This window comes from Bacillus sp. EB106-04-04-XG123, from assembly GCF_058791855.1.
Map to the genome: position 1 here is coordinate 197,524 of NZ_JBYTDZ010000005.1, position 22,960 is coordinate 220,483.

A 22,960-nucleotide genomic window follows, 5' to 3' on the forward strand; every position below is an offset into this window, starting at 1 on the left:
AAAGGCCGGCTTGCTTTTATAAGCAAACCGGCTTCTTTTATTGCTGCTGCTGAGGCTTTAAGCCTTGCTCTAATGTTTCAAGGATCTCATTTTTTTCGTTTTCTGATGCTTCTTGCCATAGCACCTCAAACAACACGCCAAGACCTGGCAGCATTTTTTCCTCGCCGCTTTGAATAGCATCTAAAATCGTATGTTCAAGCTGCTCTTGATTATGGCCAGTAATGTTTTGAATGACTGCGCCTCTTAAATTAAAATCCATTGCCCACACTCCTTTTTTGATGGTAATAGCCCTATTCTGTCTCAAAGACAGGTTTATTATGTAGTGTGCATGAGATATAATAAATTCATGATAATTAAAGGAGTTAACGTCGCTTGAAATATATAGAATCAGCTAAAAACACAAACATTAAACAGTGGAAAAAGCTCCATACGAAAAAAGAAAGAACGAAAACGGGGCTGTTTCTCGTTGAGGGAATACACTTAGTCGAAGAAGCATTAAAGAGCGGGATCGTGAAGGAATTAATGGTCACTTCGCCCGATAGGCTTCCTCCTCATATCCAGCCTGACATTGAGCTTTATGAACTGAGCGAAGAGGCCTTTTCTGCCATGACAGAAACAGAAACGCCTCAGCACATTGCCGCGGTCTGTACAGTTCCTGTTTTTGAAGAAAAGAAGGTTGAACGGCTTCTTTTATTAGACGCAGTGCAGGATCCGGGGAATTTAGGCACACTCATTCGAACAGCAGATGCCGCTGGTCTTGATGCTGTGATCTTAGGAGAAGGAACAGTTGATGCGTTTAACGGAAAAACGCTCCGTTCCGCACAAGGGTCTCATTTCCACCTGCCTATCTTAAAGCAATCCCTTCAACAGGCGATCATGGAACTAAAAGAACAAGGCTTACCTGTATACGGCAGTGCTTTAAAAGATGCGAAAGAGTATAAAAGCGTAACGGCAGAAGGCCCATTTGCATTAATTGTTGGAAATGAAGGAGCTGGTATTGATCCAGAGATTCTGCAAATGACAGACCAAAATTTATATGTACCAATGTATGGGCAGGCAGAATCATTAAATGTAGCTGTTGCAGCAGCTGTTCTTGTCTATCATTTGCGTGGATAATGTTGCAACATGCGTTCATTTTCACTATAATAAAACTAATATTTTAAAAACCATGATAGAGGAAGATTGTTTCAAGAAGCGGCCTTATAGGGAGAATGCATCGTAGACTGAAAGTGCATTTAAGGAATGCTGAAACAGGAATTCACCTCTGGAGTTGTCACCGGGACCGCAGGCGTTGCTTTGCGTAAAGGTGAACCGGATTCGTTTGATTCCGTTATGTCAATGAAGCTTATTCGCACATGCATTTGTGCTTAACAAGGGTGGTACCGCGACCACAACTCGTCCCTTCTTTTATGGAGGGACGGGTTTTTTTATTGTCTTCAAACGATCAAACAGCCGTTTATCCGAGCGGTTTTGTATATCAAAAGGAGGATTACACTCATGCAAGAAACGTTAAAACAGCTTGAAACAGAGGCGATAGCGAAGGTTGAAGCAGCTAGCTCGCTCAAAGAGGTCAATGACATTCGGGTTCAATATTTAGGGAAAAAAGGACCGATTACAGAAGTACTTCGCGGAATGGGCAAGCTCTCCGCGGAAGAAAGACCAAAAATGGGTGCACTCGCAAACGAAGTAAGAGAGCAGATTGCTGGTGCCATTGCTGAAAAAAATGAACAGCTGGAAGCAGAAGAAGTAAAGAAAAAACTTGCTTCTCAAACGATCGATGTTACTTTGCCGGCAAGTCCAATCAAAATAGGGGCAAGACATCCATTAACGATAGTTGTCGAAGACATTGAAGATTTATTTATCGGAATGGGCTATACCGTTGAAGAAGGTCCTGAAGTGGAAACGGATTACTATAACTTTGAAGCATTGAATCTTCCAAAGGAGCATCCAGCACGTGATATGCAGGACAGCTTCTATATTACGGAAGATACACTGATGAGAACACAAACATCACCAGTGCAAGCACGTACACTTGAGAAATATAAAGGACAAGGTCCTGTGAAGATCATCTGTCCTGGGAAAGTATATAGACGTGACAGTGATGACGCGACTCATTCACATCAATTTATGCAAATTGAAGGGCTTGTCGTCGATCACAATATTAGCATGAGTGATTTAAAAGGAACGCTGGAGACAGTCGCAAGAAAAATGTTTGGAGAAGATCGTGAAATTAGACTGCGTCCAAGCTTTTTCCCATTCACAGAACCGTCTGTTGAAGTCGATGTGTCTTGCTTTAAATGCGGCGGGAAGGGCTGCTCTGTATGTAAAGGAACAGGCTGGATTGAGATTTTAGGTGCAGGAATGGTTCATCCGAATGTCCTGAAAATGAGCGGATTTGATCCAGAAACTTACCAAGGCTTTGCTTTTGGAATGGGTGTGGAACGGATTGCGATGCTGAAATACGGCATTGATGATATTCGTCATTTCTACACAAATGACATTAGATTCACAAAGCAATTCAAGCAGGACTAAGAGGAGGAAATCAACATGTTTGTTTCATATAAATGGTTAGAAGACTATGTCGATTTAGAAGGCATCAAGCCGGATGAATTAGCAGAAAAAATCACAAGAAGCGGAATTGAAGTGGAAGCCGTTGAATATAAAGGTGAAGGCATCAAAGGGGTTGTCGTTGGACACGTCATTGAACGTGAACAGCATCCGAATGCAGATAAATTAAACAAATGTCTTGTTGATATCGGCGAAGACGCACCGGTGCAAATTATTTGCGGGGCTCCGAATGTGGAGAAAGGACAGCATGTGGCCGTCGCAACAGTTGGGGCAGTCCTTCCTGGCAACTTTAAAATTAAAAAAGCAAAACTGCGCGGTGAAGAGTCTCATGGCATGATTTGTTCTCTGCAAGAATTAGGCGTAGAGAGCAAGCTCGTACCAAAAGAATATGCAGAAGGTATTTTTGTTTTCCCGAATGACGTGAAACCAGGGGATGATGCTCTTCAAGCACTTCAATTAGATGATGCGGTACTTGAGCTTGGCTTAACACCAAACCGTGCCGATGCCCTGAATATGCTAGGTGTCGCTTATGAGGTTGCGGCCATTTTAGGAAGAGACATCAAGCTTCCTGAAACAGCACATGACACTTCTTCTGAAAAAGCAGCAGACTATATTTCTGTAAAAATTGAGGATCAAGAAGCGAATCCACTTTATGCAGCAAAGATCATTAAAAATGTAAAGGTTGGACCAGCACCGCTTTGGATGCAAACAAGATTGATGAATGCAGGCATTCGTCCAATTAACAACGTCGTGGATATTACAAATTTTGTACTGCTTGAATACGGCCAGCCGCTTCATGCCTTTGATTATGACCGCTTTGGTTCAAAACAGGTGGTCGTTCGTAAAGCAACTGATAGCGAAATCATTCAAACACTCGATGAACAAGAGCGTACATTATCATCAAAGCATCTTGTCATTACGAATGGAACGAAAGCGCACGCGGTAGCAGGCGTCATGGGCGGCTTTGAATCAGAGGTGCGTGATGAGACGACGACGATTCTTTTAGAAGCGGCATATTTCAACGGTCAAACAGTCCGTCAAGCATCTAGAGACTTAGGACTTCGCAGTGAATCAAGCACACGATTTGAAAAAGGACTCGATCCGCAGCGTACGAAGCCGGCAGCAGAAAGAGCAGCTCAATTGATCAGCATGTATGCAGGCGGCGAAGTGCTAAGCGGTACAGTTGAGGAAAACCACCTTGAAGCAAGTATGAATGTCATCCATGTATCAACTGAGCGTGTGAACAAGGTGCTTGGAATGAGCATTTCAAAAGAAGATATGGTTCAGATTTTCAACAAACTAGGCTTCACGGTGGGCGAATCAAATGATGTTCTTGTCGTAACAGTTCCTTCCCGTAGAATGGATATTACGATTGAAGAAGACCTCATTGAAGAAGTCGCAAGATTATACGGCTACGATAATATTCCATCTACACTGCCTGCAACAGCTGGCACGGTTGGCGGTCTCACGCCTTACCAAGTGAAGCGCAGAAAGGTAAGACGTTTCTTAGAGGGCGCAGGACTTTCTCAAGCGATTACGTATTCATTGACGAATCAGCATAAGTCCACAGCTTTTGCCCTGCATCCAGCTTATGAAACGAGGCTTTCTCTGCCAATGAGTGAGGAACGCAGTGTGCTGAGACAAAGTCTTCTGCCAAACTTACTTGATTCTGTAGCATATAACTTGGCAAGACAAGCCGATTCATTTGGATTTTATGAAACGGGATCTGTTTTCTTAGCAGAAGCTGAAGGAGCAAAACCAGTGGAAAAAGAACATGTCGCTGGTGCGCTGACAGGCTTATGGCATAAAAATCTTTGGCAGGGCGAGAAAAAAGCCGTCGATTTTTATGTAGCGAAAGGAATTGCTGAAGGATTGTTCGAAAAGCTTGGTGTGTCAGACCAAATCACATATGTTCAAGCAGAGCGTGAGGGCCTTCACCCAGGGCGAACAGCAGATGTTCACCTAAATGGTAAAGTCATTGGCTTTGTTGCCGCACTGCATCCAGTTGTTGAAAAAGAATTGGATTTAAAAGAAACGTATGTGTTCGAGTTTGATTTAACAGATGTGATGACATCTGAAACGAAGGATATGAAATATACAGCGATTCCGAGATTCCCTGCTGTGACAAGAGATATCGCACTTGTTGTCGATCAGCATATCTCAAGCGGACAGCTGGAGCGAGTCATCTATGAAGCAGGTGGTCATCTACTCACAGACCTCTCTGTATTTGATGTGTACGAAGGGGAACATATGGAAGAAGGCAAAAAATCTGTTGCATTCTCTCTTCAATATTTAAACCCTGAACAAACGTTGACTGAGGAAGAAGTGACGACTGTTCATACAAAAGTTTTGAAAGCACTAGAAGATACGTATCAAGCCGTCTTACGCGGTTAAAGAAAAAAAGCTAAGGCCTCATGGCCCTAGCTTTTTTTATAGCATTTTTTTCGCTTTTTGTGTGTTGGCAAAATGCAGCTTTGTAAATTGACGTAAAGCATCTTCACCATGCAGCTTGATGAGCTTGGCGGCGGCCTTGTCTACATGAGGGCCGGCTCCTTTTGGGATGTCAAAGCCTGCAGCCTGTGATAATTTGTCCATTTCAATTAAAAAGGCGTACCTTGCGATAATGGAAGCCGCAGCGACTGACAAATGGATGCCTTCTGCTTTTGTACTAAAATACGTCCGCTCCCGAATGATTTTTTTCCCAGCCAGATGCCTGAAATAAATGCCTGGTTCTGCAAACTGGTCAATCAAAATAGCTTCAGGCTGCTGTCCGCCCAGTTTTTCTAGCACAGAGGTAATGACTTGGTTATGAAGCAGTGCCTTCATTTTTCCTTGACTCATGCCCTTTTCCTGCATCGTATTGTACTTTTCATTTCGGAGAACGAGAAGGCTGAACGGAATGGTTTTGATGAGATCCTTGGCAATGTTAATAATTTGCGGGTCCTTTAATCCTTTTGAGTCTTTTACGCCAAGCTCTTTCATTAAAGCAAGATGGCTGGCATCAACATAAGCCGCACAGACTGTGATCGGTCCAAAATAATCACCTGTACCTACTTCATCTGAACCGATGACCGACATGGAAGCGATGCCGGGCGGCGGACTGTACTTTGTAACAGCAGGTGCTTTTTGACTTTTCGTATCAGCTGCTTGCAAGTGGCTGAACTGACTGGCTTCAGCTTCTGCCTTTTGTCCTTGAAAGAGCACTTTCCCAGATCGATAGGCTGTAATCGTACAGCCAGGGACTTTTGCTTGAAAGAGGGCACCTGGCGGCAAAGTGTCTGTTAAATGGTGCGCATACGCGCTCTTCATCTTTTTGAGGTCTTCTGATGTTGCTTTTAAAACGGATTGGGGCACAGTGGATAACTCCTTTTTACCTTGATATCATTGATTTCTAAAGTGTACCATAACAGGGAAGGGCTCGTCTTTCCATTCAATGTCTAAACATGTTATGATAGAGACTAGGATTCTCGTGGAATGGAGGAGAAACGTTGTCTGACGGCGGTAAAACGAAAACAACAGTTGAGATTTACGGACAGTCCTATACGATCATCGGACAAGAAACGAAGATGCATATGCGACATGTTGCGTCAATTGTTGATGATAAAATGAGAGAAATAAATGAAAAAAATCCATACCTTGATATAAACAAATTAGCTGTACTGACAGCAGTCAATGTCGTCCACGACTACTTGAAATTAAAAGAGCAATACGAAAAATTAGAGATTCAGCTAAAAGAAAAGGAATGAAATTACCGTGATCGATATCATCATTTTGTTTTTGCTTCTTATGGGAACGCTTGTCGGTCTAAAACGCGGGTTTATTCTTCAATTTATTAAATTGATCAGCTTTGTTGTTTCTATCTTAGTGGCTTCCATGTTTTATCAGTCACTTGCACCACAGCTTACGTGGATTCCAGCACCTAATTTTAGCGGCGGTCAACCGCAGCTTGCTTTCTTTAGTGGAAATCTAGAAACAGCTTATTATAATACCATTGCGTTTATCATTCTGTTTATCTTGACCAAAATCCTGCTCGCCATCATTGGCGGATTGCTCACAACCATTGCAAGTATACCTGTGATTAAACAGGTGAACAAACTGCTTGGCGGTGTTTTAGGATTTCTTGAAACCTATTTATTTGTGTTTATTCTATTGTTTGTCGCTGCATTACTACCAGTAGATGCACTGCAGACAATGATGAGCAAATCAATGTTAGCAGATGTGATCGTAAACAACACCCCTTACCTGTCCGGTCTTGTCAAAGACCTATGGTCGACGTATGGAGTTTAAAAACTTCTCCTTTCCTGGAGAAGTTTTTTCTCATTCCATGACAGAAAGTTGTAGGATCAAGGGAAAGTTTGTATATTTATATAGGAAGATGCCAAAGCGGCTGGAGGATGAGAGATGAATAAAAAAGATATTATCAAACTTCTTGAAACAATTGCAGTATATATGGAACTTAAAGGAGATAATCCTTTTAAAATTTCTGCCTTTCGTAAAGCAGCGGCGGCACTGGAACAAGACGACCGCAGCCTTTCGCAAATAGATGATCTATTAGCATTACCCGGCATTGGAAAAGGAACCTTTGCTGTGATCACAGAGTATATCGAAAAAGGACAATCAGAAACACTCGAACAATTAAAAAAGGAAGTTCCTGAAGGACTTGTCCCGCTCTTAAAGTTGCAAGGGCTTGGCGGGAAGAAGATTGCTAAGCTTTACCAAGAGCTTGGTGTCCATGATGCACAGTCTTTAAAGGAAGCATGCGAAGCGGAAAAAGTACAAGCGCTTGCAGGCTTCGGTAAAAAAACCGAAGAAAAGATACTCGCCGCTCTTGAGGAGGCTGGAAAACAGCCAGAACGACTGCCAATTGGCTTTGCATTAGATGTGGCAGAGCGGATTGATCATGCGCTTGAACAGATGAAGGGGATTCTTCGTTTTTCAAGAGCTGGCAGTTTAAGACGTGCACGGGAAACAGTCAAAGATTTAGATTATATCATCGCGACTGACAGTCCTGAACAAGTCAGAGAGCAGCTCGTTGCACTTCAAGATGTCAAAGACGTCATCGCAAGCGGTGATACGAAGGTATCTGTCATTCTTGCCCTTGATTTTGAGATCAGTGTAGATTTCCGGCTTGTGACAACAGACCAATTTGCAACAACGCTACATCATTTCACTGGCTCAAAAGACCACAATATTCGAATGCGTCAGCTGGCGAAGGAACGCGGAGAGCGTATTAGTGAATATGGTGTGGAAACAATTGAAACTGGAGAAGTAAAAACGTTCGAAGACGAGGCCGCTTTTTATGCGCATTTTCAACTTCCGCTCATTCCGCCAGAAATTCGTGAAACCGGAGCGGAGATTGATACGTATAAAGAAAGTATGCAATTTGTCGAGCTAAAAGATATTAAAGGCGACCTTCATATGCACTCAACTTGGAGTGACGGCGCATTTTCTATTCGTGAAATGGCAGAGGCATGTATCGCAAAAGGCTATGAATACATGGCGATTACAGATCACTCGCAATATTTAAAAGTAGCAAACGGTTTAACAAAAGAACGTTTACGTCTGCAAGCAAAAGAAATTGACAAGCTCAATCAAGAATTCGAGCATTTTCACATTTTCAAAGGGGTCGAAATGGATATTCTCCCGGATGGATCATTAGATTATGATGATGACTTTTTAGCAGACATGGATTTTGTGATTGCGTCTATCCATTCTAGCTTTTCTCAGCCGGAGGAAGTCATCATGGAGCGCCTTGAAAATGCCCTGCGGAATCAGCATGTAGATTTAATTGCACATCCAACAGGCCGTTTGATCGGCAGACGAGACGGCTATGCCTTAAATATAGATCAGCTCATAGAGCTTGCGAAGAAAACGGGAACTGCACTAGAGCTCAACAGCAACCCGTCAAGACTTGATTTGAAAACAGAGCATTTAATGAAAGCAAACGAAGTAGGTGTGAACATCATGATCAATACAGATGCACACAATATCGCCATGCTGGATCATATGGAAGTTGGTGTAACAGCTGCAAGAAAAGGCTGGACACCAAAAGCAAATGTCGTGAATACTTTTTCTCTAAACGAGATCAAAAAGTTTTTAACGCGTGACAGGTAGTCGTTAGGAGGCTGGACCATGCTGCAACAAAAAGTGTTAGCATCATTAGAATTTCATAAAGTAAAAGAAAAAGTCATGTCCTATACCGCATCCTCATTAGGAAAAGAAAGAGCGCAGGACTTAACGCCGCTGACGGATATCGAAACCATTCAGCATTTGCTGGAAGAGGTAGCAGAAGCACAGGATGTCATCCGCTTAAAGGGATCTGCGCCGTTTGGCGGGCTGACGGATATTAGACGCGGGGTCAAACGGGCAGAAATCGGCAGTACATTAAGCCCATCTGAGCTCATGGAAATTGCAGCGCTATTATACACTGCGAAAAATATGAAGCACTTTCTCACGTCCCTGTATGAAGATGGTGTAGATATACCGCGCCTTCATACATATACAGAGACGCTGATATTACTGCCTGAAGTCAGAAAAGAAATCGAAAGCTGTATCGGTGATAATGGAGAAGTGCTTGATCATGCAACTCCGGCGCTACGAACAATACGTACGCAATTACGTTCATTAGAATCAAAAGTTCGAGATAAATTAGAATCCATGATTCGTTCACAATCTGCTTCAAAAATGCTGTCAGACACGATTGTTACCATTCGTAATGACCGGTTTGTGATTCCGGTAAAGCAGGAGTACCGCTCGAATTACGGCGGAATTGTTCACGATCAGTCATCATCTGGGGCAACCCTTTTTATCGAGCCGCAAGTGGTCGTGGATTTAAATAACACTTTGCAGCAAACCCGTTTAAAAGAAAAACAAGAGGTCGAAAAGATCCTGCAAATGTTGACAGCGAGCGTGTCAGAACACATTCAAGAACTGCTTCACAATGTAAAGGAGCTTCAAACGCTAGATTTTATTTTTGCTAAAGCCAAATATGCAAAGGCAGAAAAAGCCACAAAGCCTGCTGTGAACGATCAAGGGGAGATTTATTTAAAACGGGCAAGACATCCTCTATTGCCTCGTGATCAGGTTGTGGCAAACGACATTGAGCTCGGTAAAGATTTTTCAACCATCGTCATTACTGGACCAAATACAGGGGGGAAGACTGTTACTTTAAAAACGCTTGGTCTTTTGACGCTGATGACGCAGGCAGGCCTTCATATTCCAGTTGAAGAAGGCTCGGAAGTAGCTGTATTCGACCAAGTCTTTGCTGATATTGGAGATGAACAGTCCATTGAGCAAAGCTTGAGTACGTTCTCATCTCATATGGTCAATATTGTGGATATCTTAAAGAATTTGACATCTAACTCACTCGTATTATTTGATGAATTAGGGGCAGGAACAGACCCTGCTGAAGGTGCCGCGCTGGCTATGAGTATCTTAGATGAGGTGCATCAAACAAATGCACGCGTCATCGCAACGACTCACTATCCTGAGCTGAAGGCTTACGGATATAACCGAGAAGGTGTCACAAATGCGAGCGTGGAGTTCGACATTGAAACCTTATCACCAACGTACCGATTGCTCATCGGTGTGCCCGGACGAAGTAATGCATTTGAAATTTCTAAACGTCTTGGTTTGCCAGATCACCTCATTGACCGGGCAAAAGCGGATATGCATGCTGAGCATAATGAAGTAGACCAAATGATTGCTTCATTAGAAGACAGCAAGAAACAAGCGGAAGAAGAGCTGCATGAGACAGAAGTCTATAGAAAAGAAGCAGAAAAGCTTCATAAAGAATTGCAGAGACAAATTCTTGAATGGAATGAGCAAAAAGACAAACTGCTTGAAGAAGCTGAACAAAAAGCGGCAGAAAAAATTGAACAAGCCTCAAAAGAAGCAGAAGACATCATTCAAGAGCTCAGGTCGATAAAAAATGAGCATCGCTCATTCAAAGAGCATGAACTCATCGATGCGAGAAAGCGTCTTGAAGAAGCAGTCCCTGAGTTTGACCGGAAGAAAAAGCCAGAACCGGTGAAAAAAGCAGCAAGACAGCTAAAATCAGGCGACGAAGTGAAAGTGCTCACCTTCGGGCAAAAAGGAACGCTGCTTGAACAAACAGGTGACAAAGAATGGAGTGTCCAAATGGGCATTCTGAAAATGAAAGTAAAAGAAAAAGACATGGAATTTATCAAATCAGCACCGGAATTTAAGCAGGAGAAAGCCATTACGGCAGTCAAAGGAAAAGACTATCATGTATCGCTTGAGCTCGACTTAAGAGGAGAGCGTTATGAAAATGCCTTAAGCAGAGTCGAGAAATATTTAGATGATGCTGTCTTAGCCGGTTATCCCCGTGTGTCGATCATTCACGGAAAAGGAACTGGCGCCCTTAGAAAAGGGGTTCAGGAATTACTGAAACAGCACCGAAGTGTGAAAAATGCTCGTTTTGGGGAACAAGGCGAGGGAGGATCAGGCGTTACCATCGTCGAATTAAAGTAAAAAGGAGAAAACGCATGAAAGCCTTTTGGGAAAATGAACTTGTGGAAATTGCCGCCTATTACAGCGTGGCCGTCCTATGTCTTGTCTTATTTCTAACCATTTTTGAACTCGTCACCTCCTATAAAAACTGGGAAGAGATTCAGCGTGGGAACTTAGCTGTTGCCATGGCAACAGGCGGAAAGATATTTGGGATTGCGAATGTGTTTCAGCATTCTATTGCACAGCACAATTCCCTTCTGCAAATGATTGGATGGGGCGTATACGGCTTTGTGATGCTGCTTGTCAGCTATTTCATTTTTGAATTTTTAACACCACGATTTAAAGTAGACAAAGAGATTGAGAATGATAATAGAGCGGTCGGGTTTATTTCACTCATTATTTCAGTTGGGCTGTCTTACGTAGTAGCAGCCGGCATTTAAGGAGACGACATGGAAAAGCTAGCAAAAGTTTTAATCGTAGTTGCCTGCACTTTTGCGGTCATTGGTGCCGTTTACATGTTCCTGTGAAATGAAAAAGACAAAGTGAGAAAGCTGTCAGGGGTTCCTTGGCAGCTTTTATCTCACCCGAAGGCGGCGAATCACATGAAGCAAATTCTGCAAAAAGACGAAATCATAAAGCGCATTGATACATGTCTCCAAATGACATCCCTGCCAAGAGACATATATGAACCGTATATTGCACGCCCATTTCAAACGACTGGATTTTTTGATGATTTGAGCCCTTATGTTCAAATCGATCCGAGCGGCTATATTCTCATTCAATATGAACGAGGAATCCAAATGCTGCACAAAAGAACAGAAGAGGCGGATGAAGTCATTTACTGGATTTTAGAAGACACGATTTTTCTCACAGTCTACATCGACATGATGAGGCAGTATCAAGTCGACAACATCCAGACGCATTTACCTAATGATCCGAGTATCCATCAACAGATCGTGGAGAGAGTAAATGAGTCATTCCGTGCAATCGGTGGATTATATGAACAGTGGCATCATGAAGGAAAAAGAGCATCGATCGAAACACCAGCGAAGAAATAAAGAGGTCATGGAACCAAGCTCTATTTGAAAAAAGCAAACTGCCTTAAGGAAAAGTTTGCTATAATAAAATAGTACGAAAGTTCAGGAAGGAGGGTTTTTATGCAGTCAGATAAACGTTGGCTTCTGCATTACCCGAATCAAATTCCCCACGAACTCACCATCCCAAATGAGACGTTACAATCTTACTTATTCAGCTCCGCAGAGGCTGCACCTGAGCATACAGCCATTCATTTTCTAGGAAAAAACATCACCTATGAGCAGCTCCAAGAAGACGCATTGAAACTAGCTGGTCACCTGATGGAAATTGGCGTGAAAAAAGGCGACAGAGTAGCGATCATGCTGCCAAACTGTCCTCAATCGGTCATTTCTTATTATGCTGTTTTAATTGCAGGCGGCATCGTTGTTCAAACGAACCCGCTTTATACGGAGAAAGAACTGGCATATCAAATGGAGGACAGCGGCTCCAAAGTGCTGATTACATTGGATTTATTGTATCCAAAGGCCTATAAAATGAAAGCGCTGACAAGTATGGAACACTTGATCATCACCAAACTACAGGATTATTTACCATTTCCAAAAAACATTCTGTTTCCTATCGTCCAAAAAAGAAAAAATAAAATGGTCATCCAAGTCGAGAAAAGTGATACCATTCATCACTTCTCACAAATCATGAAAGAATCATCAGGAGAACAAATCCCGCAGCTTGCCTTTGAACCGAAAGAGGATGTCGCTGTTTTGCAATATACAGGTGGAACGACCGGTTTACCAAAAGGGGTCATGCTGACGCATGAAAATATTTTAGCGAACACTGAAATGTGCGCTTCTTGGATGTATAAAACGACAAGAGGAAAAGAACGAATCCTCGGCATTATTCCGTTTTTTCATGTATACGGAATGACGACCGTATTAAATCTTGCTGTCAAAGAAGGGCATTCAATGATTCTCCTTCCTCGATTTGACGCAGCTGATACCCTCAAAACGATTGAAAAACAGAAACCGACACTCTTTCCAGGTGCACCAACCATGTATATCGCCTTGCTGCATCATCCCAATATTGAAAAGTATGACCTGTCGTCCATCACTGCATGTTTAAGCGGCTCGGCGGCTCTTCCTGTTGAAGTCAAACAGAACTTTGAGAAATTAACAGGAGGGCGTTTAGTGGAGGGGTATGGTCTTTCCGAAACCTCACCAGTGACCCATTCTAACTTTTTATGGGGAGCGAACAAAACAGGCAGTATTGGCTGTCCGTGGCCTGGTACAGACGCAGGTATTTATTGCGAGGAAACGGGTGCCCTCAAAGAGCCATATGAGCACGGAGAAATTATCGTCAAAGGACCGCAGATTATGAAAGGATACTGGAATCAGCCAGAGGAGACAGCAGCTGTATTAAGGGATGGATGGCTTTTCACCGGAGATATTGGGTATATGGATGAAGACGGTTTTTTCTATATCGTTGACCGGAAAAAGGATGTCATTATTGCGAGCGGTTATAATATTTACCCAAGAGAGGTCGAAGAAGCCCTTTATGAGCATGAGCTTGTCCAAGAAGTTGTTGTCGCAGGTATACCAGACCCTTATAGAGGAGAAACAGTAAAAGCATTTGTTGTGCCGAAAAAGGATGCTTTTCTAACAGAGGATGAACTCGATCGCTTTGTGAGAACGAGAATTGCTTCATTTAAAGTACCGCGCGTGTATGAATTTAAAGAGTCACTGCCTAAAACGGCCGTCGGAAAAATTTTGCGCAGAGTTTTAATTGAAGAAGAAAAAAGAAAGCATGCTTCATCATCTGAAAAACCTGTTGATCAATTAAAGAAATAACGACCTTTATCATCCGGTCGAGCGGCCGGATGATTTGAATGATGACAGTCTGCTCTGGTATGATAAAGGTTGAAAAGAAAGAAGAAGATCTCTTGACAAATCACCCGTTTCTTTTTAACATAAAGTTATGAATGAATGCTCATTCAATTTAGAAAGGGACGAAGCACATTGAAGCAGAAAAGACCGAAGTACATGCAAATTATTGATGCAGCAGTTGTGGTGATTGCAGAGAATGGCTATCATCAATCACAAGTTTCAAAGATTGCGAAACAAGCAGGGGTGGCAGACGGAACCATTTATCTTTATTTCAAAAACAAAGAGGATATTCTCATCTCGTTGTTCAAAGAAAAAATGGGACAATTCATCGAACGGATGGAAACAGATATCCAAAAGAAGCCGTCTGCCAAAGAAAAGCTTCTACTGTTGATTGAGGAGCATTTTCGCATGCTGGCGCAAAATCATCATTTGGCTCTTGTGACACAGCTTGAACTCAGGCAGTCAAACCTTGAGCTGCGGCAAAAAATCAATGAAGTGCTAAAAGGGTATTTAAATATGCTCGAGTCAATTTTAACAGAAGGAAAGAAAACAGGAGAATTCAGACAAAATTTAGATGTCCGCTTAGCGAGACAAATGGTATTTGGGACGATTGATGAAACCGCAACAACATGGGTCATGAATGATCAAAAGTATGATCTGCCTGCACTCGCAGAAAATGTACATGATCTGCTGTTAAGCGGAATACATCAATCCTAAAGACAATGTGAAAAAGGATGATTGACATGGAAAAGATACTCAGCTTACATCATGAAGGACAGACAGCGCTCATCACGATTCAGAACCCACCTGCAAATGCCTTATCCTCTCAGCTGCTCACTGAGCTTAATGACATGTTCGATGAGCTGGAACAGAATGAAGAAGTAAGAGCGATTGTGATTCACGGAGAAGGCAGATTCTTCTCAGCAGGTGCTGATATTAAAGAATTTACCACTTTACAGGAAGAGTCTGATTATGCAAGCCTCGCAGATAGAGGACAGCAAGTTTTTGAACGGATTGAACAATGTCCAAAACCAGTCATTGCCTCGATTCACGGAGCAGCATTAGGCGGAGGCCTTGAACTTGCCATGTCTTGTGATATCCGAATCGCAACAAAAGATGCGAAGCTTGGACTTCCAGAACTAAACCTCGGCATTATTCCAGGATTCGGCGGCACGCAGCGCCTCCCGCGCTACGTTGGTTCTGCTAAAGCGCTTGAAATGATGGGAACAGCTGAACCGATTACAGGTGAAGAAGCAATTGCCTGCGGACTTGTTACAAAGCTGGCAGAAACAGAGGAAGAAGCGCTCACAGCGGCCAAAACACTTGCGGCGAAATTTGCAGCGAAAAGCCCAAAATCACTTGAATATGTGCTTGATTTATTGAACGCAACAAAATTGTATTCATATGACGGCGGAATGAAGCTGGAAGCCAAAAAGTTTGGTGAGGTTTTCCAATCAAATGACGCCAAAGAAGGCATCCAGGCCTTTATTGAAAAGCGCAAACCGAACTTTAAAGGGGAATAAGGGATAAGTACGACACAAGGGGGAGAAATAAATGAATATATTTGTTTTGATGAAGCGTACGTTTGACACGGAAGAGAAAATTTCTATTCAGTCTGGTGCAATTCAAGAAGATGGAGCAGAGTTCATTATTAATCCTTATGACGAGTATGCCATTGAAGAAGCCATTCAGCTTCGGGATGAGCACGGGGGAGAAGTGACCGTTGTGACAGTTGGCGGTGAAGATGCGGAGAAACAGCTTAGAACAGCGCTTGCAATGGGCTGTGACAGGGCCGTCTTATTAAACGTGGAAGATGACTTAGAAGAGTGGGACCAATATTCAGCTTCTACCATTCTTTATCACTATTTAAAAGACAAAGAAGCTTCCTTGATCTTAGCAGGGAATGTAGCAATTGACGGCGGCTCTGGACAGGTAGCTCCGCGTCTTGCTGAATTACTCGGCTTTTCATATGTGACAACGATAACAAGTATTCAAATTGACGGCGGCTCTGCATCGATTGAACGAGATGCAGAGGGTGATGTGGAAGTCATTTCTGCCGAACTCCCGCTAGTTGTCACAGCTCAGCAAGGACTCAATGAGCCTCGCTATCCATCATTACCAGGCATTATGAAGGCAAAGAAAAAGCCTTTAGAAGAATTGGAACTTGATGATTTAGATCTGGACGAGGACGATGTACCATATAAAATCAAAACAATTGAACGTTTCTTACCGGAGAAAAAAGAGGGTGGCAAGGTGCTGAGCGGCGAGCTTCAGGATCAAGTCAAAGAACTGACAGATCTACTCAGAAATGAAGCAAAAGTCATCTAAACATCCACTTTACGATATCACGAGAACAAGGGGGAGCTTGAAGATGAGTAAAAAAGTTGTTGTACTTGGAGAAAGTCGTGACGGTAAATTAAGAAATGTGACATTTGAAGCCATTGCTGCCGCTCACAAAGTGGCAGATGGTGGTGAGGTCATTGGTGTGTTAATAGGGGATGACGTCAAAGGCCTAGCCGATGAACTGCTTTACTATGGAGCAGATCATGTCATGATTGTGGAGCATCCGCACCTTTCATATTATACGTCAGATGGTTTTGCGCAGGCGCTTCAAGCCATATTAGATCAGGTCGAACCAGATGCTGTGCTTTTTGGCCATACGTCTATCGGAAAAGACTTGTCGCCGAAAATAGCCGCACGTCTCCAGACTGGCTTGATTTCAGATGCGATCGATGTAAGCGTTACCGGCGAACATCTTGTTTTCACCAGACCGATTTACTCTGGAAAAGCCTTCGAAAAAGTCATTTCCACAGACAGCCTACTTCTAGCGACCATCCGGCCAAACAACGTGGCGCCACTTGAGCGGGATACGTCACGAGGCGGAGAAGTCACACCAGTTTCTGTCGATATTCAGAACCTTCGGACGATCGTGAAGGAAGTCATTAAAAAAACGTCAGAAGGTGTAGATTTATCTGAAGCAAAGGTCATTGTTGCTGGAGGGCGCGGTGTTAAGAGCAAGGAAGGCTTTGAACCGCTGAATGAACTCGCTGAGACGCTCGGGGCAGCAGTCGGAGCCTCGCGCGGAGCCTGTGACGCTGACTATTGTGATTATGCCCTGCAAATTGGTCAAACGGGAAAAGTCGTCACACCTGACCTTTATATTGCATGCGGGATATCAGGAGCGATTCAGCATTTAGCGGGAATGTCTAACAGTAAAGTCATTGTGGCGATCAACAAAGACCCAGAAGCAGAAATCTTCAAAATCGCCGATTACGGAATCGTCGGTGACTTGTTTGAAGTGGTTCCGCTTTTGAATGAAGAGTTAAAAAAGATGAATATCCACTCGTAACGCTCATACACTCAGAATGCCTAGGTATTCTGGGTTTTTTTGTATGTAATCAAGAAGAAAAGGAGCGGTTGACAAGTGAAGGGGACAGTTAAAGTCAATGACGTGATCGGACGCATTTCTAAACACATTTATGGGCACTTTCAGGAGCATCTAGGAAGAGGGATTTATGACGGGATTTGGGTAGGAAAAGACTCAGAGATTGACCATATTGACGGGATTCGTACCGATGTACTGAAGGCGCTACAAGCATTACATATTCCGGTGCTGAGGTGGCCGGGGGGCTGTTTCGCAGACGAGTATCACTGGGCAAATGGTGTAGGTGATCTCAGTGAACGAAAGCCGATGGTCAATACCCATTGGGGTGGTACGGTTGAATCTAATGCATTTGGTACGCATGAATTTATGGCATTGTGTGAGCTGCTTGAATGTGAGCCATACATTTGCGGCAATGTGGGAAGCGGATCTGTTCAAGAATTAGCCGATTGGGTCGAATACATGACATTTCCAAAAGGGACACCTATGTCCGACTGGCGCATTCAAAATGGAAAACAAAAACCATGGCAGCTGACCTATGTTGGTGTAGGCAATGAAAGCTGGGGCTGCGGCGGGAATATGACGCCTGAATACTATGCAGATTTATATAAACGCTATCAAACGTACGTAAGAGAATTTGCCGGGCAGCGTATTTATAAAATCGCCTGCGGCGCGAACTCTAATGACGTGAATTGGACGAAAGTATTAATGGAGCGGGCTGCACCGTGGATGGATGGGCTCAGTTTACATTATTACACCGTACCTGGTACATGGGAGAAGAAAGGGTCAGCGACTGAATTTGATGAGGATGAATGGTTTATCACGCTGAAAAAAGCCTATGAGATGGAACGGCTTGTCGAGGACCATGGAGAAATCATGGATCGTTATGACCCAGACAAGCGAATTGGGATGATTATTGATGAATGGGGGACATGGTATGACCCAGAGCCAGGGACAAATCCTGGGTTTTTATATCAGCAAAACACACTAAGAGATGCCCTTGTATCCGCCCTCCATTTTCATATTTTTCATCGTCATTGTCAGCGGATTCATATGGCAAATATCGCTCAGACGGTTAATGTGTTGCAAGCGATGGTATTAACAAAGGACGAAAAGATGCTTCTGACGCCTACGTATCATGTGTTTCACATGTTTCAAGTGCATCAAGAGGAAGAAGCGCTTGAAGTGGAGTTCGTTTCACCGCCGTATGAACGAAAAGGTGAAAAAATTCCTCAGGTCAGTGTGTCAGCCTCGCGTTCATCAGGTAAGATGCATATTAGCTACTGTCACCTGAATCCGCATGAACAAAAAGAGGTATCCCTTGCCATTGAAGGGGTTGATGCACAAACGAAAGTCACTGGACGTGTGCTGACGGCTGATCGCATGAATGCGCATAATACATTTGATGATCCTCATTCTGTTCAGCCAAAAGACTTTCAGCAAATGACTGTAAATCCCGGGGAATTAACGGTAGAGCTGCCGCCAATGTCAGTAGTCATGATAACTGTCGACCTCGCTTGATTGCATATTTCAATGTTTGATGAGAAGAATGTTGGGGCATCATACATTGTAAATGAAGCGGAAAGGGTGTCATGTCATATGCTTAGAACCATTCTAATGATCATCGGTGCGATTGTTGTTATTGGTGCGATTATACGGTTTGTTTTTTAATTCATTTCCTAAAAAATGATTCGTAAGCATTTCATTCGCAAGTCACATTGGTAGATGCTATACTAAAAAGCATAATTTACATTGGAGGAATGAATAATGGCAATCGTAAAAGCTACTGACGCAACATTTTCACAAGAAACTGCAGAAGGTGTTGTTCTTGCAGACTTTTGGGCACCATGGTGTGGACCTTGTAAAATGATTGCTCCAGTTCTTGAAGAACTTGATCAAGAAATGGGCGACAAAATGAAAATTGTAAAAATTGATGTAGACGATAACCAAGAAACTGCTGGTAAATACGGCGTTATGAGTATCCCAACACTTCTTGTTTTAAAAGACGGTGAAGTTGTAGAAACTTCTGTTGGTTTCAAACCAAAAGAAGCACTTGCTGAACTTGTCAACAAACATCTATAAATCCATCCATGCCCAAGCGGCATAATCATTGAAGCGGTTCTCGTAAAGACGAGAGCCGCTTTTCTTTCAACATGGTATAAAACAAATGTTCGTGATACACTAGAAGGAGTGAAAGAGGAAAACAAGGACGGATGAAAATATGAACAAACTAATCAAAGAAAAACTGTCAGTCCTGCCGGATCAACCAGGCTGTTACTTAATGAAAGATAGACAAAATACGATCATTTATGTGGGAAAGGCAAAGGTTTTAAAAAACAGGGTACGCTCTTATTTCACTGGATCACATGACGCCAAAACGCAGCGGCTTGTCAGTGAAATTGAAGACTTTGAATACATTGTCACCTCTTCTAATATCGAGGCGCTCATTTTAGAGCTGAATTTAATCAAAAAATATGACCCAAAATACAATGTCATGCTCAAGGATGATAAGACGTATCCTTTTATAAAAATTACGAATGAACGCCATCCTAAGCTGATCGTCACCCGCAATGTAAAAAAGGACAAAGGAAAATATTTCGGTCCATACCCAAACGTACAAGCAGCACGAGAAACGAAAAAGCTGCTCGACCGCTTATATCCACTGAGAAAATGCGCCACCCTTCCTGACCGCGTCTGTCTTTATTATCACCTTGGACAATGTCTTGCGCCATGTGTGTATGATATTTCCGAGGAAACGAATAAGCAGCTCGTGGACGAAATCACAAGGTTTCTAAACGGAGGACACCAGCAAATCAAAAAAGAACTCACCGAAAAGATGCAGGAAGCTGCTGAGAATTTAGAGTTTGAGCGGGCAAAAGAACTGAGAGATCAAATCGCTTATATCGACTCAACGATGGAAAAACAGAAAATGACGATGAGTGATTTATCAGATCGAGATGTCTTTGCCTATGCCTATGATAAAGGCTGGATGTGTGTCCAAGTTTTCTTTATCAGACAGGGGAAATTGATTGAACGTGATGTCAGCCTGTTCCCTATGTATCAGGACCCTGAGGAAGAGTTCCTCACGTTTATGGGGCAATTTTATGAAAAGAACAACCATTTTCTGCCGAAGGAAATTTTGGTGCCGGACAGTGTCGATCAAGAGATGATTGAACAATTGCTTGAGACGAACGTTCACCAGCCGAAAAAAGGAAAGAAAAAGGATTTACTTTTACTTGCCCATCAAAATGCCAAAATCGCTTTAAAAGAAAAATTTTCGCTCATAGAGCGTGATGAAGAGCGAACAATTGGTGCAGTGAAGCAGCTCGGGGATGCGCTTAATATTTATATGCCATACAGAATCGAGGCATTTGATAACTCAAATATTCAAGGAGCAGACCCGGTTTCTGCCATGGTCGTCTTTCAGGACGGGAAGCCCTATAAAAAGGAATACCGAAAATACAAAATTAAAACAGTCTCAGGACCAGATGATTATGCATCCATGCGTGAGGTCATTAGAAGACGATATACCCGCGTGTTAAAGGATGAACTGCCCCTGCCAGATTTAATTTTAATTGACGGAGGAAAAGGACAGATCAACGCAGCCATCGATGTGCTTGAAAATGAATTGAATCTGTCTGTCCCGGTCGCAGGTCTTGTAAAAGATGAAAAACACCGGACATCGAATCTCATGATGGGAGATACACTCGAAATTGTTGCGCTGGAGCGGAATAGCCAGGCTTTTTACTTATTGCAGCGCATTCAAGATGAAGTGCACCGGTTCGCCATTAGCTTTCACCGGCAGCTGCGCGGAAAAAATGCATTCCAGTCTATTTTAGACGATGTACCAGGTATCGGAGAGAAGCGGAAAAAGCAGCTCCTCAAACATTTTGGCTCTGTGAAAAAGATGAAAGAAGCTTCTATCCAAGATTTTCAGGAGGCTGGTATTCCGAAACAGACGGCTGAACTTTTAATGGAAGCATTAAAAAAATAGATTGTACTTTTTCCAAAAGTCTGTTAAGATGTGACTAATTTAATAAATGAACGTGTTGTTTGTTGAAGATAGAGGTGCGAACTTCAAGAGTAAGCCTTCGGAGATCGATGGGATCTAAGAAGAGGGCTGAAAGGGGAGCGTCGCCGAAGTGAATAAAATCCACTCATTTTATTCGCTGGCTGTACATTGAAGAAATGTAGGGCTGTCAAGAATTGATTTCTTGGAGGGCTATCTCATTGTTTGCATCGTTTAATGATGATTTTAAAGCAATGGGAGATTTGTTCTCTCATTGCTTTTTTATTTGCAGTGAGCGGGCAGTCTCCAAAGCAGCCTCTTCTCTCACACGTGAACTTTTGAAAAAGGGTGGTAGACATGGGACTAATTGTACAAAAATTTGGCGGAACTTCCGTTGGGTCGACAGAAAAAATTCGCAATGCGGCAGAGAGAGTGATCGCTGAACGCGAGGCAGGACATGATGTGGTTGTGGTTGTCTCAGCGATGGGCAAATCAACGGATGTTCTAGTAGACCTAGCGAAAGAACTCACAGACGATCCAAGCAAAAGAGAAATGGATATGCTGCTCGCAACTGGTGAGCAAGTGACCATTTCATTATTATCGATGGCGCTCCAAGCAAGAGGCTATGATGCCATTTCCTTTACAGGCTGGCAGGCTGGTATGAAAACAGAGCACGTACACGGAAATGCAAGAATTGTGGACATTGATGAATCAAGAATAAAAGAGGAATTAAGTGCGGGGAAAGTCGTTGTTGTGGCAGGCTTTCAAGGAATTGCAGATGACTTACATATCACAACACTTGGTCGCGGCGGATCAGATACGACTGCTGTGGCACTGGCTGCCGCACTAAAAGCTGATAAATGTGATATTTACACAGATGTACCAGGAGTGTTTACGACAGATCCGCGTTTTGTATCATCTGCGCGGAAACTTGCAGGTATTTCATACGATGAGATGCTTGAGCTGGCTAACTTAGGAGCTGGGGTCCTGCATCCAAGAGCTGTTGAATTTGCGAAAAATTATCAAGTCCCGCTAGAAGTCCGTTCTAGTATTGAAAATGAATCAGGTACGTTAATTGAGGAGGAATCATCCATGGAACAAAATTTAGTCGTCAGAGGCATCGCATTTGAAGATCAGATTACACGTGTGACAGTGTGCGGGCTTTCAAGCGGTCTAACAACATTATCGACCATCTTTACGACGCTTGCGAAACAGAATATCAATGTTGATATCATCATTCAGTCTGTCACAAGCACCAATCAAACGTCGATCTCTTTCTCTGTCAAAACGGATGATTTGTCTAAAACAGTTGAAGTATTAGAAGAATATAAAGGGGCGCTTGGCTACGAGCAGATTGAGACAGAAAGCAAATTAGCGAAAGTATCCATCGTGGGATCTGGAATGGTCTCAAACCCAGGCGTAGCTGCTGAAATGTTTGCTGTGTTAGCGCAAAAAGACATTCAAGTGAAAATGGTCAGTACGTCTGAAATCAAAGTCTCAACAGTGGTCGGCCGTGATGATATGGTCAAAGCGGTAGAAGCGCTGCATGATGCGTTTGATTTATCAAAGGTGAGCGCAGCTGCTCACTCTTAAAAAGGTAAAGAGGTGACCTCATGA

General features: G+C 42.9%; 20 protein-coding genes and 1 riboswitch. Of the genes, 18 read left to right on the top strand and 2 right to left on the bottom strand.

Features of this window, described 5'->3' with window-relative positions; translation table 11 throughout:
• Positions 1–37: 37 nt before the first annotated feature.
• A complete protein-coding gene (gene sspI / locus AC3WTB_RS15965; protein ID WP_024425725.1) occupies positions 38–259 on the bottom strand; it encodes a small acid-soluble spore protein SspI in 222 nt (73 codons plus the stop codon).
• Between the two features lie 113 nt (positions 260–372).
• Between sspI and AC3WTB_RS15970 the strand changes: the two genes are divergently transcribed.
• The 3 genes from AC3WTB_RS15970 to pheT all read left to right on the top strand — a co-directional run bounded on the left by AC3WTB_RS15970 (position 373) and on the right by pheT (position 4,962).
• A complete protein-coding gene (locus tag AC3WTB_RS15970) occupies positions 373–1,116 on the top strand; it encodes a TrmH family RNA methyltransferase (protein WP_212043781.1) in 744 nt (247 codons plus the stop codon).
• Positions 1,117–1,497: 381 nt separating this feature from the next.
• Positions 1,498–2,532 carry a phenylalanine--tRNA ligase subunit alpha gene (gene pheS, locus AC3WTB_RS15975; protein ID WP_047202641.1) on the top strand — a complete coding sequence of 345 codons (1,035 nt, stop codon included), beginning with the start codon at positions 1,498–1,500 and terminating at the stop codon, positions 2,530–2,532.
• Between the two features lie 15 nt (positions 2,533–2,547).
• Positions 2,548–4,962, top strand: a complete 2,415-nt coding sequence (pheT, locus tag AC3WTB_RS15980) for a phenylalanine--tRNA ligase subunit beta (RefSeq protein WP_492333956.1) — start codon at positions 2,548–2,550, stop codon at positions 4,960–4,962.
• A gap of 36 nt (positions 4,963–4,998) precedes the next feature.
• On the opposite strand, the gene rnhC is transcribed toward pheT, so the two are convergent.
• Complete coding sequence (gene rnhC / locus AC3WTB_RS15985; RefSeq protein WP_492333957.1) at positions 4,999–5,922, bottom strand: ribonuclease HIII; 924 nt, start codon at positions 5,920–5,922, stop codon at positions 4,999–5,001.
• 134 nt (positions 5,923–6,056) lie between these two features.
• Here rnhC and zapA point away from each other — a divergent pair, with 134 nt between their 5' ends.
• The 15 genes from zapA (at position 6,057) to AC3WTB_RS16060 (ending at position 22,936) form a co-directional block, all read left to right on the top strand.
• Positions 6,057–6,314 (top strand): cell division protein ZapA, encoded by a 258-nt coding sequence (gene zapA / locus AC3WTB_RS15990; RefSeq protein WP_012010831.1) that lies wholly within the window; start codon positions 6,057–6,059, stop codon positions 6,312–6,314.
• Positions 6,315–6,321: 7 nt separating this feature from the next.
• The gene (locus tag AC3WTB_RS15995; protein WP_024423226.1) at positions 6,322–6,855 is read left to right on the top strand and encodes a CvpA family protein; all 534 of its coding nucleotides are present in this window, start codon (positions 6,322–6,324) and stop codon (positions 6,853–6,855) included.
• A 114-nt stretch (positions 6,856–6,969) separates the two neighbouring features.
• Positions 6,970–8,682 carry a DNA polymerase/3'-5' exonuclease PolX gene (gene polX / locus AC3WTB_RS16000; protein WP_492333958.1) on the top strand — a complete coding sequence of 571 codons (1,713 nt, stop codon included), beginning with the start codon at positions 6,970–6,972 and terminating at the stop codon, positions 8,680–8,682.
• Positions 8,683–8,703: 21 nt separating this feature from the next.
• Entirely contained in the window at positions 8,704–11,061 is a 2,358-nt protein-coding gene (locus tag AC3WTB_RS16005; RefSeq protein ID WP_492333998.1) for an endonuclease MutS2, read from the top strand.
• 14 nt (positions 11,062–11,075) lie between these two features.
• Entirely contained in the window at positions 11,076–11,480 is a 405-nt protein-coding gene (locus AC3WTB_RS16010; protein ID WP_008345990.1) for a DUF350 domain-containing protein, read from the top strand.
• A gap of 162 nt (positions 11,481–11,642) precedes the next feature.
• The gene (locus AC3WTB_RS16015) at positions 11,643–12,098 is read left to right on the top strand and encodes an Imm63 family immunity protein (protein WP_144490390.1); all 456 of its coding nucleotides are present in this window, start codon (positions 11,643–11,645) and stop codon (positions 12,096–12,098) included.
• Positions 12,099–12,197: 99 nt separating this feature from the next.
• Positions 12,198–13,916, top strand: coding sequence for an AMP-binding protein (locus AC3WTB_RS16020; RefSeq protein WP_492333959.1), 1,719 nt, complete (start codon positions 12,198–12,200; stop codon positions 13,914–13,916).
• A 168-nt stretch (positions 13,917–14,084) separates the two neighbouring features.
• Positions 14,085–14,669, top strand: coding sequence for a fatty acid metabolism transcriptional regulator FadR (gene fadR, locus AC3WTB_RS16025; RefSeq protein WP_039180499.1), 585 nt, complete (start codon positions 14,085–14,087; stop codon positions 14,667–14,669).
• A 26-nt stretch (positions 14,670–14,695) separates the two neighbouring features.
• On the top strand, positions 14,696–15,475 hold the full coding sequence (locus AC3WTB_RS16030; protein ID WP_492333960.1) for an enoyl-CoA hydratase: 780 nt from the start codon (positions 14,696–14,698) through the stop codon (positions 15,473–15,475).
• Between the two features lie 31 nt (positions 15,476–15,506).
• Positions 15,507–16,280, top strand: coding sequence for an electron transfer flavoprotein subunit beta/FixA family protein (locus AC3WTB_RS16035; RefSeq protein WP_024423219.1), 774 nt, complete (start codon positions 15,507–15,509; stop codon positions 16,278–16,280).
• A gap of 43 nt (positions 16,281–16,323) precedes the next feature.
• Entirely contained in the window at positions 16,324–17,301 is a 978-nt protein-coding gene (locus AC3WTB_RS16040; protein WP_330545377.1) for an electron transfer flavoprotein subunit alpha/FixB family protein, read from the top strand.
• A gap of 75 nt (positions 17,302–17,376) precedes the next feature.
• Positions 17,377–18,855 carry an alpha-N-arabinofuranosidase gene (locus AC3WTB_RS16045; protein WP_492333961.1) on the top strand — a complete coding sequence of 493 codons (1,479 nt, stop codon included), beginning with the start codon at positions 17,377–17,379 and terminating at the stop codon, positions 18,853–18,855.
• A gap of 246 nt (positions 18,856–19,101) precedes the next feature.
• Positions 19,102–19,416, top strand: a complete 315-nt coding sequence (trxA, locus tag AC3WTB_RS16050; RefSeq protein WP_007501629.1) for a thioredoxin — start codon at positions 19,102–19,104, stop codon at positions 19,414–19,416.
• Between the two features lie 139 nt (positions 19,417–19,555).
• Complete coding sequence (gene uvrC, locus AC3WTB_RS16055; protein ID WP_024423216.1) at positions 19,556–21,328, top strand: excinuclease ABC subunit UvrC; 1,773 nt, start codon at positions 19,556–19,558, stop codon at positions 21,326–21,328.
• Positions 21,329–21,389: 61 nt separating this feature from the next.
• Positions 21,390–21,567: riboswitch (Lysine riboswitch) on the top strand.
• Between the two features lie 133 nt (positions 21,568–21,700).
• The gene (locus AC3WTB_RS16060) at positions 21,701–22,936 is read left to right on the top strand and encodes an aspartate kinase (protein WP_377970342.1); all 1,236 of its coding nucleotides are present in this window, start codon (positions 21,701–21,703) and stop codon (positions 22,934–22,936) included.
• Positions 22,937–22,960: the final 24 nt, after the last annotated feature.

Bases quoted from the DNA above. Each gene is read 5' to 3' on its own strand.
- sspI (WP_024425725.1), bottom strand. From the start codon at position 259: ATGGATTTTAATTTAAGAGGCGCAGTCATTCAAAACATTACTGGCCAT.
- pheS (WP_047202641.1), top strand. From the start codon at position 1,498: ATGCAAGAAACGTTAAAACAGCTTGAAACAGAGGCGATAGCGAAGGTT.
- pheT (WP_492333956.1), top strand. From the start codon at position 2,548: ATGTTTGTTTCATATAAATGGTTAGAAGACTATGTCGATTTAGAAGGC.
- polX (WP_492333958.1), top strand. From the start codon at position 6,970: ATGAATAAAAAAGATATTATCAAACTTCTTGAAACAATTGCAGTATAT.
- AC3WTB_RS16010 (WP_008345990.1), top strand. From the start codon at position 11,076: ATGAAAGCCTTTTGGGAAAATGAACTTGTGGAAATTGCCGCCTATTAC.
- AC3WTB_RS16015 (WP_144490390.1), top strand. From the start codon at position 11,643: ATGAAGCAAATTCTGCAAAAAGACGAAATCATAAAGCGCATTGATACA.
- AC3WTB_RS16020 (WP_492333959.1), top strand. From the start codon at position 12,198: ATGCAGTCAGATAAACGTTGGCTTCTGCATTACCCGAATCAAATTCCC.
- AC3WTB_RS16030 (WP_492333960.1), top strand. From the start codon at position 14,696: ATGGAAAAGATACTCAGCTTACATCATGAAGGACAGACAGCGCTCATC.
- AC3WTB_RS16035 (WP_024423219.1), top strand. From the start codon at position 15,507: ATGAATATATTTGTTTTGATGAAGCGTACGTTTGACACGGAAGAGAAA.
- AC3WTB_RS16040 (WP_330545377.1), top strand. From the start codon at position 16,324: ATGAGTAAAAAAGTTGTTGTACTTGGAGAAAGTCGTGACGGTAAATTA.
- trxA (WP_007501629.1), top strand. From the start codon at position 19,102: ATGGCAATCGTAAAAGCTACTGACGCAACATTTTCACAAGAAACTGCA.
- uvrC (WP_024423216.1), top strand. From the start codon at position 19,556: ATGAACAAACTAATCAAAGAAAAACTGTCAGTCCTGCCGGATCAACCA.
- AC3WTB_RS16060 (WP_377970342.1), top strand. From the start codon at position 21,701: ATGGGACTAATTGTACAAAAATTTGGCGGAACTTCCGTTGGGTCGACA.